Source organism: Pseudoxanthomonas suwonensis (assembly GCF_000972865.1).
GTDB classification, from domain to species: Bacteria; Pseudomonadota; Gammaproteobacteria; order Xanthomonadales; family Xanthomonadaceae; genus Pseudoxanthomonas; species Pseudoxanthomonas suwonensis_B.
Window position 1 is genome coordinate 1,693,253 of the sequence record NZ_CP011144.1, and the last position, 16,647, is coordinate 1,709,899.

General features: G+C 69.2%; 16 protein-coding genes. 6 read left to right on the forward strand and 10 right to left on the reverse strand.

The genetic code is table 11. From position 1 onward, the window contains the following. Positions 1 to 16 precede the first annotated feature (16 nt). From WQ53_RS07125 to aceB, 4 genes are all read right to left on the reverse strand, one after another. Entirely contained in the window at positions 17 to 2,515 is a 2,499-nt protein-coding gene (locus tag WQ53_RS07125) for a putative peptide modification system cyclase (protein ID WP_158497819.1), read from the reverse strand. A gap of 19 nt (positions 2,516 to 2,534) precedes the next feature. Continuing rightward, positions 2,535 to 3,533 (reverse strand): GGDEF domain-containing protein, encoded by a 999-nt coding sequence (locus WQ53_RS07130; RefSeq protein WP_052631500.1) that lies wholly within the window; start codon positions 3,531 to 3,533, stop codon positions 2,535 to 2,537. A 574-nt stretch (positions 3,534 to 4,107) separates the two neighbouring features. Continuing rightward, positions 4,108 to 5,400: an isocitrate lyase gene (gene aceA, locus WQ53_RS07135; RefSeq protein ID WP_052631501.1), complete on the reverse strand. Its 1,293-nt coding sequence runs from the start codon at positions 5,398 to 5,400 to the stop codon at positions 4,108 to 4,110. Between the two features lie 204 nt (positions 5,401 to 5,604). Continuing rightward, a complete protein-coding gene (aceB, locus tag WQ53_RS07140; protein ID WP_052631502.1) occupies positions 5,605 to 7,290 on the reverse strand; it encodes a malate synthase A in 1,686 nt (561 codons plus the stop codon). 117 nt (positions 7,291 to 7,407) lie between these two features. On the opposite strand from aceB, the gene WQ53_RS07145 reads away from it, so the two are divergent. After that, the gene (locus tag WQ53_RS07145) at positions 7,408 to 8,370 is read left to right on the forward strand and encodes a LysR family transcriptional regulator (protein WP_052631503.1); all 963 of its coding nucleotides are present in this window, start codon (positions 7,408 to 7,410) and stop codon (positions 8,368 to 8,370) included. Between the two features lie 131 nt (positions 8,371 to 8,501). On the opposite strand, the gene WQ53_RS07150 is transcribed toward WQ53_RS07145, so the two are convergent. Together WQ53_RS07150 and WQ53_RS07155 are read right to left on the reverse strand one after the other, a co-directional pair. Next, the gene (locus WQ53_RS07150) at positions 8,502 to 9,065 is read right to left on the reverse strand and encodes a hypothetical protein (RefSeq protein WP_052631504.1); all 564 of its coding nucleotides are present in this window, start codon (positions 9,063 to 9,065) and stop codon (positions 8,502 to 8,504) included. Next, a complete protein-coding gene (locus WQ53_RS07155; protein ID WP_052631505.1) occupies positions 9,062 to 9,550 on the reverse strand; it encodes an RNA polymerase sigma factor in 489 nt (162 codons plus the stop codon). Before WQ53_RS07155 ends, WQ53_RS07150 begins: the two co-directional genes overlap by 4 nt. Positions 9,551 to 9,717: 167 nt before the next feature. Between WQ53_RS07155 and WQ53_RS07160 the strand changes: the two genes are divergently transcribed. The 4 genes from WQ53_RS07160 (at position 9,718) to WQ53_RS07175 (ending at position 12,482) form a co-directional block, all read left to right on the forward strand. Continuing rightward, entirely contained in the window at positions 9,718 to 11,154 is a 1,437-nt protein-coding gene (locus tag WQ53_RS07160) for an amidohydrolase family protein (protein WP_052631506.1), read from the forward strand. Positions 11,155 to 11,156: 2 nt separating this feature from the next. Then, positions 11,157 to 11,705, forward strand: a complete 549-nt coding sequence (locus tag WQ53_RS07165; RefSeq protein WP_144409262.1) for a hypothetical protein — start codon at positions 11,157 to 11,159, stop codon at positions 11,703 to 11,705. Further along, complete coding sequence (locus tag WQ53_RS16720; RefSeq protein ID WP_052631508.1) at positions 11,702 to 11,977, forward strand: hypothetical protein; 276 nt, start codon at positions 11,702 to 11,704, stop codon at positions 11,975 to 11,977. Before WQ53_RS07165 ends, WQ53_RS16720 begins: the two co-directional genes overlap by 4 nt. A gap of 154 nt (positions 11,978 to 12,131) precedes the next feature. Then, a complete protein-coding gene (locus WQ53_RS07175; RefSeq protein WP_052631509.1) occupies positions 12,132 to 12,482 on the forward strand; it encodes a VOC family protein in 351 nt (116 codons plus the stop codon). 242 nt (positions 12,483 to 12,724) lie between these two features. Here the strand turns inward: WQ53_RS07175 and WQ53_RS07180 are convergent, their stop codons facing one another. Both WQ53_RS07180 and lepB read right to left on the reverse strand, forming a co-directional pair. Continuing rightward, positions 12,725 to 13,741: an alpha/beta fold hydrolase gene (locus WQ53_RS07180; protein WP_052631510.1), complete on the reverse strand. Its 1,017-nt coding sequence runs from the start codon at positions 13,739 to 13,741 to the stop codon at positions 12,725 to 12,727. Positions 13,742 to 13,896: 155 nt separating this feature from the next. Then, positions 13,897 to 14,523: a signal peptidase I gene (lepB, locus tag WQ53_RS07185; RefSeq protein ID WP_052631511.1), complete on the reverse strand. Its 627-nt coding sequence runs from the start codon at positions 14,521 to 14,523 to the stop codon at positions 13,897 to 13,899. Positions 14,524 to 14,828: 305 nt separating this feature from the next. Between lepB and WQ53_RS17200 the strand changes: the two genes are divergently transcribed. Further along, entirely contained in the window at positions 14,829 to 15,530 is a 702-nt protein-coding gene (locus WQ53_RS17200; RefSeq protein ID WP_052631512.1) for a hypothetical protein, read from the forward strand. A gap of 270 nt (positions 15,531 to 15,800) precedes the next feature. Here the strand turns inward: WQ53_RS17200 and WQ53_RS07195 are convergent, their stop codons facing one another. Together WQ53_RS07195 and WQ53_RS07200 are read right to left on the reverse strand one after the other, a co-directional pair. Next, on the reverse strand, positions 15,801 to 16,181 hold the full coding sequence (locus WQ53_RS07195) for a VOC family protein (protein WP_052631513.1): 381 nt from the start codon (positions 16,179 to 16,181) through the stop codon (positions 15,801 to 15,803). A 67-nt stretch (positions 16,182 to 16,248) separates the two neighbouring features. Next, on the reverse strand, positions 16,249 to 16,632 hold the full coding sequence (locus WQ53_RS07200) for a nuclear transport factor 2 family protein (RefSeq protein ID WP_052631514.1): 384 nt from the start codon (positions 16,630 to 16,632) through the stop codon (positions 16,249 to 16,251). Positions 16,633 to 16,647: the final 15 nt, after the last annotated feature.

Here is a 16,647-nt window from a genome sequence, read left to right on the forward strand (position 1 = left end):
GCAGCAACGCGACTTGCTAGTGCGATTTGGTGGCAGCGGCCGATTCACCGGCCGCTGCCACGTCCGCCACATTTAGTGGTTGCATCAGCTGAGTGATTGCCACTTCAGCCAGCGCTTGACCACGATGCGCCCGGAGCCAATCTTCCTGCTCCAAGACGTCCCTTGAACTGCCGGAAGCTCGCTTGAGTTCGCGCATTACCACGCGCGCCTGGACGAATTCCGAGCCGTCGAGTTGTGGACGCAACAGGTTCGCACCGTCATTGCTCCGGCCTTCCAGCCGCATTTGATTCGCACGCACCACTGTCAGTAGCTTATCGACCAGCCGATTACGCAGCTTCGTCGACTCGGGTTCCAACCAACGAAGATTCCGTGCTGCAAATTCCGTGCGGCCGTCGCGCTGTGCAAGATAGATGAGCATCGAGAAGCGGAACATCTCTTCGTGTCGCGCAACCATATTCTCGTCCGCCAGCACAGCACGGAACTCGCGCGCCAACTTCTCGAGCTCCTCTGGGTCAGCCGGCTTACCTGCGGCCGAAAGGATCACGAGGCTCACCAGGCGGAAGTGTCGATGAAACCGATCGGGCATTAGTGATGAACGGTCACGGATCTGTTCGGCTATTCTGATCGCCCGCTCTGGATTTCCCTCTTCAAGCGCCAGGGAAGCAAGGCCCTGCTGAGCGAACATCCACAAGAAGGCGCTATCCTCGGGCTTCACTTCTCCGAGCAAACGCACGGCCTCTTCGCGCCGGCCCAGCAGTGCCAGTGCTTCGGCCCGCGCACTTCTGGCGGGCGCCCCTCCCGCCATGCTTGCTTGATCAAGAATTTCCAGGGCGTCGTTCGGCCGCCCTTGTGCCGTGTAGATTCGAGCCACATGAACCAATGAATAGGCACGCCGAGGGGCTTGCGTGACCGATGCTGCCAGCGCATGGGGCAAGGCCTCTGAGAAGCGATTTTCCACCATCAAGTGCCACGATGCGTTCGACTGCGCACCGAAATGATCGGGATACAACTTGGCCAAGGTAAGCCACTGGGCAAGGGATCCACCGGCTGGAGATGTCTCGACCTGCCACGCATCCACCTGCAGACGATCTCTCGGCGGAAGCGTGTCGCGCACGCGAGCGGCATCCATGACATGCCGGCGTGCCGCATCGAAATCGTCAAGCGCCCAGGCCAACATCGCCAACCCAAGATGCGCCCGGGCGAACGACGGGTCGATCTGCAAGGCGCTCACGTACAAGCCCTTCGCCTCGTCAAACCGCCCCTGGATGATCGAAGTCTCGGCCAATGCGTAGGCCCGCAATGCATCCAGTTCCGAAGTCGTCGCCTGAGGCAGTGGCGCCGCCTGCTGCTCGATGGATGCTATAGCCTCGCCAAGCTTTCCGCGAAGGTTGCCAGCCACTTGGTCGATGGAGTCGAGGAGGGAGTCGATTCCTTTCCCGCTCGCCTTCTCTGAGTAGATCGTCGCTTGCGTCTTCGGGTCGATGATCTCAACCGAGAACTGAAGATTGTTGTTTACTTCGGCAACGCTTGGAAGAATTACCGCCCGCGCCCCATCTCGCAAGGCCACCTGCGAGGCCAGGTTGCGATCCAGGTTGCTGCCGTCGGGATCCAGGCGCATCTGCGCAAGCGTCTGCCGCACTTTCAGGTCGCTGAGCACGTTGACGTACCGCGACTGCTCCAGACTGATCCGGAACGCCTGCTCCAGCGAGTCGTCGAGCACGGTCTGGCCGGTGAGGTTGCGCAGGTCGCCCACCACCACCCAGTCGCGTTCGGAGAAGGCGATGGCCGGCTCGGGCCGGGTGATGAACCAGCCACCCACCACCAGCCCGGCGACGAGCACCACTTCGGCCACCAGCGCGGCGGGCCGGCGCCACAACGGCATCTCGCGCCGCGCCTTGGCGTCGCCGCGCGGCATGCGCAGCGGGGCGAAGCCGGGCTCGCCGACCTCGTGCACTTCCTGCACTTCCGGTACGCCCTTGAAGTGCCAGCGCCCGTGCGTGCGCCACTGCAGCGCCTCGCCGCGCTCGCCCAGCTCGCGCGCCGAGCGGCGCACCAGCGGCTCGGCCACCGACGACAGCAGGATCTGGCCGGGCCGGGCCAGCTGCATCAGCCGCGCGGCGAACGGCTTGGCCAGGCCTTCGACCTCCACCGGCTTGGCGCCGGCGCTCACCGCTTCCTCGCTGTTGCGCCAGATCAGCACCTCGCCCACGTGCAGGCCGGCGCGCGCCAGCAGCGGGCCGATGCGGTGCGCCTGGCCGAGCGCGTCCAGGCCGCGGCGGTAGTCCAGGGCGAAGCCGAGCCCGTCCAGCGGGCGCTCGAACAGCAGCAGCAGGCCGTCGGAGCGATCGATCAGGCGGCCGCGCCAGCGCTGCTGCAGTTCCAGCACCAGGCGGTCGTGGTCGCGGAACACGACCGCGGCCCGGCTGTCGCCCAGCGACTCCACCAGGTTCGTCGAGTCGCACAGGTCGGTCAGCAGCAGGGTCCGCAGCTGCGGGGCGTTGGCGTCGTGCGGCATGCCATCCATCGTCGCCGTCTCAGGTACCCAGCGATTCGGCGCCGTCGATCCAGAAGGCCCGGTTGCCGCCCAGGCGCTTGGCTTCGTACAGGGCCGAGTCGGCGCGGGCGTACCAGTCATTCCAGTCCTGCTCGGGCTCCACCAGGCAGGCGCCGACGCTGACCGGGCAGATGGTCGGCACCGCCTGCTGCAGCAGCAGCAGGCTGCGGGTGGTGGTGACCACGAAATCGGCGTAGCGCATCACGTCCTCGCGCCGGTGCGCCGACACCAGCAGGCAGAATTCGTCGCCGCCCAGGCGGCAAGGCACGTCGTCGGCGCCGGCCACCGAGCGCAGGATGCCGGCGATGTTCTGCAGCACGCGGTCGCCGATCAGGTGGCCGTGGTCGTCGTTGACCTGCTTGAAGCGGTCGCAGTCCACCAGCACCAGGCCCATCGCGTTCTTCATGCCCAGCCGGCGGCACTCCTGCAGGTGCAGGGTCAGGCCGCGGCGGTTGTACAGGCCGGTGAGCTCGTCGGTGCGGATCAGCTCCTCGGTCTGGTTGAGCTGGTGGGTGGTGGCGTAGAGGTTGTCCAGCGCCGTTTCCAAGTCCTGGTTGCGGCGGCGCAGCTGGCGGATCAGGCTCTGCTCGTTGAGCACCACGCGGGTGATGGAGCGGCGCAGGAACTGCGCCACCAGCCCCGGGTTGCGCTCGACCAGCTGCTGGAACTCCTCCTGGCCCAGTTCCACCAGGCGGCCGTCGGTGGCGGCCACCGCGTCGGCGCTGCGGGTGTGCTCGCCGATCAGCAGGCCCAGTTCGCCGAAGAACTCCTGCGGCCCCAGCTGCTTGGTGGCCAGGTCGTTGCCGAAGTCCAGCTCGATCCGGCCGTGGCCGATGACGTACATGAGGTCGCCGGTGTCGCCGCGGCGGAACACGCGCTCGCCGGCGCGCACGACCCGCTCGCGGCCGACGGCGGCGAACAAATCGAACTCGCACGCCGCCAGGGCGGCGTTTCCGCCACCGCTGCCATCCTGGTCCATCCTGTCTCGGACGTTGCGTGCCACGCCGTCGCTCGACATCCCACGGCTCCCGTACCCGGCCCCCCCCGGGTGAACGGGGAGCATACCATCGGGTCGCGTATGCCACGGGACCCAAATGGGAGGTCGGCCACCGGCCGTCGGCCCGGGGCGACCGCTGGGCATCCGGGGAATGGACCGGTGGGGGCGTGGGCCGGGGCGGGTGGCCTTGCGGGCGGCGCGACGGGCCGGGACCGGCGGCCGGCCCGGCCGAGGCCCGGTGGCGGCGCCTGGCGCATGCGCAAGCGCGCTCCCCGATTCCGGCAGGCCATATCGCAGCATGGCGTGACTCCGATACCCGTGTCGCATGTGTCCTGTAGGAGCCGGGTTCAGCCGGCGACACGGGCGTCGGGACCACGAGGGCGTCGCCTGTGCCGGCGTCGTCGCGTCGCCGGCCAAACCCGGCTCCTACACAGGGGTAACGTCGGAACGGGGGGCGCAGCGGCCGGGTCCGGGAAAAAAAAGCGGGTGCGCCCTCTCCCAGGCGCACCCGCAAGACCGGCCTGCCTCCGGCGCTGCCGGTCCGGCCGTCCTGGCCTCAGGCCGCGGCGCGGTCGTGGAACTGTTCTTCCTCGGTCGAGCCCTTGAGCGCGGTGGTCGAGGACTGGCCCTGCTGGATCGCCTGGGTCACCTGGTCGAAGTAGCCGGTGCCGACCTCGCGCTGGTGCTTGACCGCGGTGAAGCCCTTCTCGGCGGCGGCGAACTCGGCCTCCTGCAGCTCGACGAAGGCGCTCATCTGGCGGCGGGCGTAGCCGTGGGCCAGGTTGAACATCGAGTAGTTCAGCGCGTGGAAGCCGGCCAGGGTGATGAACTGGAACTTGTAGCCGTAGCCGGCGATCTCCTTCTGGAATTTGGCGATCGTGGCGTCGTCCAGGTTCTTCTTCCAGTTGAAGGACGGCGAGCAGTTGTAGGCCAGCAGCTTGCCCGGATACCTGGCGTGGATCGCTTCGGCGAACCTGCGGGCGAACTCCAGGTCGGGCTTGCCGGTCTCGCACCAGACCAGGTCGGCGTAGGGCGCGTAGGCCAGGCCGCGGCTGATCGACTGCTCCAGGCCGTTGCGCACCTTGTAGAAGCCTTCGACGGTGCGCTCGCCGGTGGTGAACGGCTTGTCGTTGTCGTCGACGTCGGAGGTCAGCAGGTCGGCGGCCTCGGCGTCGGTGCGCGCGACCAGGATCGTGGGCACGCCCATGACGTCGGCGGCCAGGCGCGCGGCGTTGAGCTTCTCCACCGCCTCGCGGGTCGGCACCAGCACCTTGCCACCCATGTGCCCGCACTTCTTCACCGAGGCCAGCTGGTCCTCGAAGTGCACGCCCGAGGCGCCGGCCTCGATCATCGCCTTCATCAGCTCGAAGGCGTTGAGCACGCCGCCGAAGCCGGCCTCGGCGTCGGCCACGATCGGCTGCAGGAAGTCGATGCTGTCGTCGCCCTCGGCGTGGTGCAGCTGGTCGGCGCGCAGCAGCGCGTTGTTGATGCGCTTCACCACCGCCGGCACCGAGTCGGCCGGGTACAGCGACTGGTCCGGGTACATCTGCCCGGCCAGGTTGGCGTCGGCGGCGACCTGCCAGCCGGACAGGTAGATCGCGTTCAATCCCGCCTTGACCTGCTGCATGGCCTGGTTGCCGGTCAGCGCACCGAGTGCGTTCACGAAGTCCTTCTCGTGCAGGTAGCGCCACAGCTTCTCCGCGCCGATCTTCGCGATCGAATGCTCGACCGGGATGGTGCCGCGCAGCCGGACCACGTCCTCGGCGGTGTAGTTGCGGGTGATGCCGGCCCAGCGCGGGTCGGTGCTCCATTCGTGCCGGATCTGGTCGGCGGTCTTCAGCGTGGTCATGGCGGGTCTCCGTGGGGCGGGGTGCGGTATGGCGGCGGGGAGGTTGCGGCGTGCTTGCCTTTTGTAGGAGCGGGCATGACCGCGACACGGGCGGCGGAATCACGAGGGCGTCGCCTGGGCCGACGGCGTCGGGTCGCGGTCATGCCCGCTCCTACACAGGGGCGTTCGTCGCGACCCGCCGGTGGACGGGATCGCGGGTGGCGGTCAGTCGATCCGCGCGTACGCCGGCAGGGTCAGGAATTCGACCAGCTGGCAGGCACGGGTCAGTTCGTCGAGCAGGCCGATGGCTTCGGGAATCCGCGATCCGCCCGGCAGGGTGGCGGTGTCGCCCAGCCGGTCCGGCAGCGCGGCCAGGGTCCGCTCGAACAGGGCGAAGTCGATCACCGTGCCGTCGGCCAGGTGCACCGGGCTGCCGTCGGCATGGCGGCCGCGCGGATCGGAGTGGTGCAGCCACTGCCACAGCTGCGCGCGGGCGATCTCGGCGGTGGCCGCGTCCTCCATCAGCCAGTGGATCGGCACGCAGCCGTTGCCGTCCAGCCAGGCGGCCATGTAGCGCACGCAGACCTCGACGTTGTTCTCGAAGCCCTCGCGGGTGATGGTGCCCTCGCTGGGCCGGATCAGGCCATCGCGGCTGGCGTGCACGTCCTCGCGCAGCACATGGTGCTGGTGGGGCGTGGGCATGTGCGCGTCGAAGACCGCGCGCGCCACCGGGATCAGCGCCGGATGCGCCACCCAGGTGCCGTCATGGCCGGCGGTGACCTCGCGCAGCTTGTCGGCGCGCACCCGCGCCAGTGCCTGCTCGTTGGCGGCCTCGTCGCCGGCGATCGGGATCTGCGCGGCCATGCCGCCCATCGCGTGCGCGCCGCGCCGGTGGCAGGTGCGGATCAGCAGTTCCGAGTAGGCCTTCAGGAACGGCTGGGTCATGGTCACCTGGCCGCGTTCGGGGAGCACCTTGTCGGCATGGGCGCGGAAGGTCTTCAGGTAGGAGAAGATGTAGTCCCAGCGGCCGCAGTTCAGGCCGACGATGCGGTCCTTCAGCGCGTGCAGGATCTCGTCCATCTCGAACACCGCCGGCAGGGTCTCGATCAGCACGGTGACCTTCATCTGCCCGTGCGGCAGGCCCAGCATCGCTTCGACATGCGAAATCGCCGACTCCCACAGCGCAGCCTCTTCCATCGACTGCAGCTTGGGCAGGTAGAAGTACGGGCCGCGATCGTTGGCCATCAGCGTGCGCGCGTTGTGCCAGGCGAACACCGCCATGTCGAACAGGCCGCCGGCGATCGGCTCGCCGTCAACGCGCACGTGCTTCTCGTCCAGGTGCCAGCCGCGCGGGCGCACGATCAGCACCGCGCGCTCCTCGTACGGACGCAGGCGGTACTGCTTGCCGTTCTCCGCGTCGAAGGTCAGGGTGCCGTCGATGGCGGCGGCCAGCGCACGCTGGCCGGCCAGCAGGTTGCGCCAGGTCGGCGCGGTGGAGTCCTCGAAGTCGGCCATGTAGCACTGCGCGCCGGAGTTCAGCGCGTTGATCACCATCTTCGGGTCGGTTGGGCCGGTGATCTCCACGCGGCGGTCCTGCAAGGCGCGCGGGATCGGCGCGACCTTCCAGTCGCCGGCACGCAGGGCAGCGGTGTCGGCGCGGAAGTCCGGCAGGCCGCCGGCGTCGACGAACGCCTGGCGCTCGCGGCGCGCGGCCAGGCGCGCCCGGCGCTCCGGCTCGATCGCCCGGTGCAGCGACACCAGCAGGCCCAGCAGCGGCGCCGGCAGCAGCTGCTCCTGGCCGGCGACGCGCTCGGTCAACGCAAGCCCGGTGGCCGCGCGCGGGGCGACGGCAACGGCGGGACGGGCCGGACGGATCGGGGTCGGGATGACAGTGGCGGCGGTGGCGGACATGGCAGGCTCCTGGCTGCTCGGCTCGGGAGTCCACGCTGCGCTGCGGCAAAGTATTTGACAAAACAGTTTTGGCAATGTACTTCATAAGTACAACTAATAAATAGGCACAACCATTCCGTGCCCAGCAAGGCAAGCCCGCGTTTTTCCTACAAATCCGACCGGCTCAAGCCGCTGCGCGCGTTCTGCCAGACGGTCCGGCTGGGGTCGGTGTCGCGGGCCGCGGACGCGCTTTTCGTCAGCCAGCCGGCCATCACCCTGCAGCTGCAGGCGCTGGAACGGGACTTGGGCGTGCCCTTGCTGGAACGCAACGGCCGGCGCCTGTCGCCGACCCGGGAGGGCGAGGTCCTGTACGAGATGGCCCTGCCCCTGGTCGAGCAGATCGACGGCCTGGAGGCGGCGTTCCGCGAGCGGGTGCAGGGCCTGGACGCCGGCGAGCTGAAGATCGCCGCCAACAGCTCGACCATCCTCTACCTGCTGCCGAAGATCGTGGAGGCCTTCCGCGCCCGCCACCCGGACGTGCGCCTGACCCTCAACAACGTGGTCACCAGCGAGGGCACCGACCTGCTGCGCGAGGATGCGGTGGAGCTGGTGGTCGGCACCCTGCTCGACGTGCCGGCCGACCTCAGCTACGAGGCCGCCTACCGTTTCGAGCAGCGCCTGATCGCCCCGCCCGGCCATCCGCTGCTGAAGAAGCCGCGGCTGGAACTGGCCGACCTGGCCGCCCATCCGCTGATCCTGCCGCCGAAGCGGCAGATCACCTGGCGCCTGGTCGACCTGGTGCTGCAGCAGAACCGGGTGCCGTACACGGTGGCGCTGGAGGTCAGCGGCTGGGACGTGATCAAGCAGTACGTGGCGATGGGCATGGGCGTGTCGATCGTGCCCTCGATCTGCCTGGGCGAGCCCGACCGCGACCGCCTGGGCTCGCGCTCGCTGGCCGCGTTCTTCCCCTCGCGCAGCTACGGCGTGGTGGTGCGCAAGGGCCGCGTGCTGTCGCCGCAGGCGCGTGCCTTCATCGCCCTGATCAAGCCCGACCTGCTGGCGCCGCGCGAGTACGACGAGGCGGGACATTCGGAGCGGTGAGGCGGGCGGTACTCATGCATGGCCCTTCCCAGCGCCCGCTACGGCGAGGACGCGCCGATGGCCGGACGCTGCACCGGGCGAGAGTAGGTTCCGACCAGAAGCGGACGTGGCCCAGGCCCTGGAAGTTCCACTCAAGCGCCCGTCAGGCTCTTCATCGAGCGATACTCCCTGAGCAAGGCCCGACGCCGCCAGCGACCGAACCAGGACATACCAATGATCCACGCCAGGGAGAAGCCCAGCAGCGTCAGGCCTGCGGCCCGCCAATCAGCATCTCCCAGCGTCCAGACGCCCACGTTCGCTGCGATCGCATACGCCAGCAAGGACCAGGCCGTGACGCGCGCGAGCCACAGGTCGCGCAACCCGGTTCGCAGTTGCGCGATCCGCAGCTTCGCATACGACTGCACGTTCTCCGCCACGTCCCCGCCGAACCGCCGTGGCGTGCGCAGGATGAAGGCCCAGGCCACCGGCAGGAACACCAGGTAGAACGGCAACAGCAGCCAGTGCGGGGGGCCGATGCGTCCGCTCGCCAGCGCATGGCCGAACACCAGCACGGCCATCAGCGTCAGCGCCACCTCCAGCGCGCGCAGCAGCCGGTGCCGTCGGCGCTGCCGGCGTACGCGGCGGCTCAAGTCGACGGATGCGGCATGGCGGCTCTCGCCCCGCCATGCGTCTTTCAGGATGTCGTCGAAGTTCATCGTCGTTCCTCCTCCCGGGACAGCGCCTTGAGCCGCTCGCGGGCACGGTGCAGGCGCACCCCCACGTTCTCCGGGCTGATCCCCAGCATGTCCGCGATTTCCTGGTAGTCGAAACCTTCCAGCTGCAGCATCAGCACCTGCCGCAGGTTGAGTGGCAGCGTGGCCAGGGCTTCGAACAGCCATTGCGTGCGCACGCAGTCACCGCCCGCCGTCGGGTCCGGCATGTCGTGCACGCTCTCGTCGAACGGCACGGGGGTCGGCATGCGCGTCTCCGACCGTATGTGGCTGGCTCCCAGGTTGTGGGCGATGCGCAGCACGAACGGAAGCAGCATGTCCGGGTCGCGCAATCGCGGCAGGCTCTCCCAGATCGCCAGAAGCACTTCCTGCAGCAGTTCCTCGCGCACGGCATGGTTGAGTTCATAGCCGCACACCGCGCGCCAGAGCTGCGGGTGGAAGGCTTGGACGCTGGGCCAGAGTGCATGCATGCGGCGGGTTCGGATGGCGGTATCGGCGGCCCGGATGGCCCGCCAGCAATCCCTAGTCGACGCCGGCAGGCGATTTCTTACAGCCAGGAAAAGAAAACTTTTTTCGTAAGTATTCCCGCGCCCTTGGCGACTACGGAGGCAGACATCTCCGCCAACAGGCCACCATTATGCGGCGCCCGATCCTGGCAACACTGCTGTTCTCGTCCACCCTGCTCGCCGCACCGGCGGATGCCCGGCCCGCCGGGAATGCGTTGGCCCTCGACAACGTCCACATCATCGAGGCCGAACACGAACACGTCACAGCGCCCAAGTGTGTGCGGGTAGAGGGACGGCGCCTGGTGCGCGTCGCCAATGCCGGCGACAAGGCCTGCCTGCGCGATGCCCGCCTCATCGATCTGCACGGCCGCTACCTGATGCCGGGCCTGATCGACATGCATGCCCACCTGACCCTGGGCCCGATGGAGATCAAACGCGAACGCGGCCGCATGGTCATGCAGGCGCAGGCCGACGACGACATCGCCATACACAACGCGCGCCGGCTGGTGGCCTTCGGGGTCACCACCCTGCGCAATCCGGGCGGCGACCTGCCGGCGGCCGCCCGCTACAAGGCGGCAATCGCGCGCGGCGAACTGGTCGGGCCGGAGGCGTTCGACGCCGGCCCCGTGATCAACAACGCCGACCTGCCGGGCCTGGCGATCGCGGCCCGCACCACGCAGGAGATGGAGCGGGTGGTCGAGGCGCAGGTCGAGGCCGGGGCCGACTGGATCAAGCTCTACACCGGCCTGTCGCCGGATCTTCTGAAGGCCGGCATCGATGCGGCGCACAGCCACGGCCGCCCGGCGGTGGCGCACCTGGAAGGCATCGCATGGCCCGATGCGCTGGAGCTGGGGCTGGACGGCATCGTCCACCTGATGCCGCTGAGCCCGGACCTGCTGGCCGTGGAGCAGCGAGCGGCCTGGCAGGGCACGGCGCGCGGCGGCACGTATTCGTTCTTCGAGTGGTGGGAACACTTCGACCCCGACGGTCCCGAGGCCAATCGCGTGGTCGCCGCCTTCCAACGGCACCGCCCGGTGTTCGACGCGACGCTGGTGGCCTTCCACGCCGCCTTCGTGCAGGACCAGGACAGCGCCTACAAGGCCGATGCCCGCGACCATGCGCATCCGCGGCTGCTGGCGAACTGGAACGACTGGTTCACCTTCGCCATCGGCTGGCAGCCCGAAGACTTCGTCCGTGCCCGCGCCATCTGGCCCAAGGTGCAGCGCATGGCGGTACGGCTGCATGCCACCGATGCGCGGATGACCCTGGGCACCGACATGAGCAACCCGTGGATCGCGCCGGGGATCAGCCTGCATCGCGAAATGCAGTTGCTGGCGGACGCCGGCGTGCCGGTTCCGCGGATCCTGCTCGCCGCCACCCGCAACCCCGCCGAGGCCTTGGGTGCGGGCAAGCGCCTGGGCCGCGTCGTCGCCGGCTACGAGGCCGACCTGCTGGTGCTCGACGCCAACCCGCTCGACGACATCGGGCATACCCGCGACATCCATGCCGTCGTCCTCGACGGCCGGTTCCTCGACCAAGAAGCACTCGACCAACTCAAGGGAGAATGAAGATGAAGCACACGTTCAAGCACACCACCGCCCGCTGCCTGCTGGCCGCCGGCCTTGCCCTGGGCCTGGCCGGCACGGCCAACGCCAGCCCGAGGGACTGGGAATCGCCCGAAGCCATCGTGCATGCCCTGTACGAGGTGATCTCCGCCGATGCCGGCGCCGGGCGCGACTGGGACCGCTACCGCGCCCTGTTCCTGGAAGGGGCGCGCATGTCGGTGGCGGTGGACTCCGCGATCGGCAGCGGCATCATGGGCATGGACCCGGAAGAACTCATCGCCCACACCGAGTCGGCCTACACCGCCACCGGCTTCCACGAGATCCCGCTGGTCACGCGGGTCGAACAGCATGGCGGCCTGGCCTCGGTGATGAGCAGCTTCGAGATCCGCCTTCGCCGCAACGACGACAAGCCGCTGATGCGCGGCCTGAACCACTTCCAGCTGCTCAACGATGGCGAGCGCTGGTGGATCGTGTCCAACGTCGGCGTGATCGAGACACCGGCCTCGCCGTTGCCAAAGGACCTGCAGCCGATCACGGGCGGGGTTGCGAAATGAACGAGGCGAACATCAAGGCAATCTCCCCGCAGCCTCCTTCCCGCCGCAAGCTGCGGTGGATCGCCGTCGCCGCCGGCATCTGCCTGCTGTCGTGGCTGGCACTGGGCGCAGGCATCCTGATGGGGGTCGGCACCGGGACGGTGCTGGTCCTGGCCAGCGTCGCGGCGGTGGCCACCGAAGGCACGTTCTGGCTGACAGCGCTGGTGCTTGGCGTCAGCGTCTACCAGCTGCGGCGGCAGCTGTGGGAAAGGGTGCGCCGGCGCTTTTCCTGAGCTGCACGGCGCGGTCGCTGGCCTGCCAGCGACCGCACTGGATCACACTGGCTCGACCATTGCACGCCCGCTTCCGGCCGCAGGCTGCAATCCCGTACCATCGGACCCACCCGCGGACAGGATCGGTGGCGACATCCACCAAGGCGTGCCCACGATGACTACCCCGGACAACCACCACCGCATCGACTACCTCGAGTTCGCCGTCGCCTCGATCGCGGCGTCCAGGGCATTCTACGGCCAGGCCTTCGGCTGGACCTTCCAGGACTACGGTCCGGACTACTGCGAGTTCCGCGACGGGCGCCTGACCGGCGGCTTTTTCCATGGCACGCCTCGTCCCGGCGGACCGCTGGTGGTGCTGTATTCCCAGGACCTGCCCGCCACCGAAGCGGCCGTAGCCGGTGCCGGCGGCCGCATCGTCAAGCCGGCGTTCGACTTCCCCGGCGGGCGCCGCTTCGAATTCGCCGATCCGGACGGCTACGCGCTGGCGGCCTGGACGGCGGACTGAGCGGAGTGCTGCGCTGCCAGCCCGGTGCCTCGCCGCGGCGCCAGGACCGCGCAACCGCACGGGCGCAGATCGCATCGGCCTCGAAGCCGAACCAGCAGCCGTCGACGCTGTCGCCGCGATAGTCGCCCAGCACCAGCACGCGTCCTGGCGGCACCGCCGCTGCATTGCATCCGTGGAATCCCGCGTGCGGCCTGGAATGCTCGTTCAGGGATGCGACTGACCGGTGGTGAATGACCTTCCTGTCAGTTGCCGGCCGGCGCATCCGCGCCGGTCCCGGCGCCCAACAACCGCTTCACCGCCGAGACAACCTCGTCCGGTTGATCCAGCTGGATGTCGTGCGAGGCGTCCGCCACCTCGACCAGGCTGCTGCGGGTGGACGCCGCCAGGATGCGAGCATGGGTTTCGCGACGCGCAGCTCCGATGACGGCGCGAACCTCATCGGGGACGCCGTCCTGCCTGGTGGCCGCCAGCAGCACGAGCGGAATGGACCCGTAGGATTCGTCGGCATCCACCGGTGCCGAGAACAGGTCGATGTTGTGCGCAAGCTCCGAGCGCAGCGTTCGCCAGTACGACGGCTTGGCCTTGTTGTGCGTCATCGCTGCCGCGACCGGTTCGCTCATCCACGGCGGCGGCGCACGCAAGCACGCTTGCCGGATGGTGTCCATGTCGCCCGCTTCGGCGGCACCCTCGCAGGCGCCCAGGATTTCTTCGCGCTGCGCGACCCTGGAGGCCACCTGCAACCGCCAGTCCTCTGGAAACAGGTCGTCAGGCCCCTGCTCGGGGGGATCGACGAGCACCAGTCCGGCGACCATTCCGGGATGGAGCTGAGCGGCCCTGCGCACGATGTTGCTGCCTAGCGAATGCCCGACCAGCAGTACCGGCGTCGGAATGCCCGACGCCCGAATGAATGCGTGAAGATCGGCGACATCCGCCTCCAGGTCGCGTGGATACGGGCCTTCATCGCTGAACCCATAGCCGGCCCTGTCGTAGGCGCATACCCGGGTCAGCTGCGCGAGCCGTGGCTGTACCCGATACCAGGTGCTGGAGTCCATGTTGCCGCCCGCCTCCAGCACGACGACTGGCTCACCCTCGCCGCTGCAGCGCAAGTTCAGTGCGCGGCCGTCGGCGAGCTCGACCCGCTGCCCCGGACTGGCGTAGGCATCGGCAATCACCTCGGTGTCCGGTTGGTTGCCGTGCGCGGCACCGGGCAGGCTGGAAAGCAACGCTAGGGACAGCAGCGCAACGAACGGCGGGTTCACTCGGGATGCTCCTGATCCGTGGCGACAAACGGCGGCGAGCCGCCGGCGCATTCTAGCGGGCAACACAGCCGCGGCCAGAGGCCCGGTACTCGTCGAGTGGCGCGGCTCGGTCGCTGTGCGGATCGAGAACCGGGCGACGGGCTGGGCGGACCGCACTACAGGCGCTGCCAGCCCGGTCCCTCACCGCGGCGCCAGTACACCGCCACCGCGCGGGCGTAGAGCGCATCGGCCTCGACGAAGCCGAACCAGCGGCCGTCGACGCTGTCGCCACGGTGGTCGCCCAGTACCAGCACGTGGCCGGGCGGCACCACCACACCGGGGATGTCGGGACCGCCGCCGTCGGCCAGGTCCAGCCGCGCCACGCGTGCGCCGAAGCGTTCCGCCTCCCCGCCGTCGGCGTCGGCCAGCGGCAGGCCGTTGATCGACAGGCGGCCGTCGTACAGCTCGACCCGGTCGCCAGCCACCGCGACCACGCGCTTGATCAGCCGCGTGCCGTCGCGCGGCGATGCGAACACCACGACGTCGCCGCGCTGCGGCCGGCCGCGTTCCACCAGCACGTGGCGGGTGAACGGCACGCGCAGGCCGTAGGCGCTCATGTCCACCACCACCCGGTCGCCCGCCTGCAGCGTGGGCTGCATCGAGCCGCTGGGCACGTGGTAGTGGTTGGCGAACGAGGCGCGTGCGGTACCGAGCAGCAGCAGCATCACGGCCAGCGGCAGCACCTCGCGGCGCAGCCAGGCGCCGGCATTGCGCGCGCGTCCGTTCTCCTTCGACCTGTCCATCGGCGGCTCCCGCGACTGGCAATGCGTCAAGCTATCGCCGACCGCAACGCGAATCCACATGACCGATGGCAGGGTCGGCACGACCTTCAATCGCGCCTGCCTCCATGCGGCGCAGCTCCGTTTCCTCCCCCTTCCCGACTGGCGAAAGGGAGATGGCAGGAACATCACGACCCTGGCAGCGGGACGCCTCTGCGGTGATGGCGCGACGTGAAGGACGGGGCCCGGCCCTTGGCGCAGGCGCGACGCCGCCGCGCTATGTTGTGCCGACCCCGGCTCCACTCCGGCACCGGCCGACGGATACCCGCATGCGCAGCTTCCTCGACTTCAGTTCCTGGTCCGGCCTGTTCACCACGCTGCTCGGGCTGGTGATCGTGTCGCTGGTGGCGGTCGGCATCCGCCTGGCGTTCATGCAGACGATGCAGCGCCGGCGCGAGCGCGAGAACCGGCAGATCAACGAGCGCCTGAAGACCCTGATCGCCGCCTACAAGACCCTGGGTGGCTCCTTCACCGGCGAGCTGAGCGTGGACCCGGCCCACCTGCGCGACCTGCGCCGCAACCCGGAGCTGGCCGCCGAAGAGGATCCGTCGTCCACCGGCTCGGACCGCCGCCGTCGCATCCGCGATGCGGTCGAGGCCGCGCTGTCGGACGTGATCCTGCTCGGCACCGAGGAGCAGGTGCGACTGGCCGCGCAGGCGGCCGACGACATGGTCGCCGGGCGCAGGGTGGAGACCGCGGCGCTGGTCGCCTCGCTGCGCGCCTTCATCCGCCAGGCACTGGACCTGGAGCCGATCCCGACGGGACTGGCCATCCCCAGCCAGGGTCCATTGCGCGTGACCTCCGGCGGCGGGGGAGGCGGCAAGCGCGACGGCGGCGAAGGGAAGGGCGGCGGGGGCGGCGGTGGAATGGGAGGCATGGGCGGGGGCATGGCCGCCGGTGCCGGCGCGGGCATGGCCCTGGGCCGCGACCGCGGCGGCGGCGACTCCGCGCCACAGGACCCACCCCCGTAGGAGCCGGGCTTGCCCGCGACACGACGCGTCGGCACAGGCGACTTCCTCATGATTCGGACGCCCGTGTCGCCGACTGAAGTCGGCTCCTACAGAAAAGCGGCGACGGCACCGCCGTTGTAGGAGCCGGGTTCAGCCGGCGACCCGACGCCGCCGGCCCGGGCGACGCCCTCACGTTGCGACGCCCGGGTCGCCAGCAAGCTGGGGCTCCTGCAAGAGCCGACGCGGCCGTTGCAGGCGCCGGGCTTGCCCGCGACGCGACGCACGGATCGGCTAGCGCACTTCCTCCATCAGCCCGGCCAGATTGCCGTCCGGATCGCGCAGGAACGCGATCCACAGTTCATGGTCGGGCATGCGCGCTGCGAGCTGCGGCTCGCGCTCGGCGACAGCGCCGCGGGCGAGCATCGCGGCGTAGGCCGCGCCGATGTCCGCGACGCGGAAATACAACACGGAGTTGGCGCCGGCCGCGCCCGCGCCCTGCGGCGTGGTCAGCATGATCCGCACGCCGTCGGCATCCAGGAACGCCAGCTGCGGTCCGGCGCGGAACAGGAACGGCAGGCCGAGCACGTCGCGGTAGAAGCCGAGTGCGACGTCGACATCCGCCACGGTCACCGCGATCTGGCGGATGCCGTGGACTTTGGGTCCGTATTCCATGTGAGCCTCCCTGTGCCGGGCCATCTTGCCATGCCCGAAGTCCGCAATGCCGCTACCGGTACGGCCATCACTCCGTATCCGCCGGCAGCGGCGAGAGATGTGTCAGTACGCACTGCCAGCGTCCGTCGCGACGCACGAATACGCAGGAAACGCGTTCGCCGAGCAGGAACGGCGCACCGCGCCAGGCGCCGCCGGACAGGCCACGGGCAACGGTCACCGCGGTATCGCCGTACACCCGGACTTCCAGCTCGTGCGTTTCCATCACGTCGTGCGCGAGCTCGCCCGATGCCACCAGCGCGAGGAAGCGCGGCTTGTCGCCGACGCCGCCATCCGGACCGATGATGGCCCATTCGTCCCCGATGAACCTGCCGATGGCCTGCGCATCGTTGCCGACCATGGCCTGGTCCCAGGCGGCCGTCGTATCGCGGATTTCCTGTTCGGGCGTGCGCATGCCTCACCTCGCCTG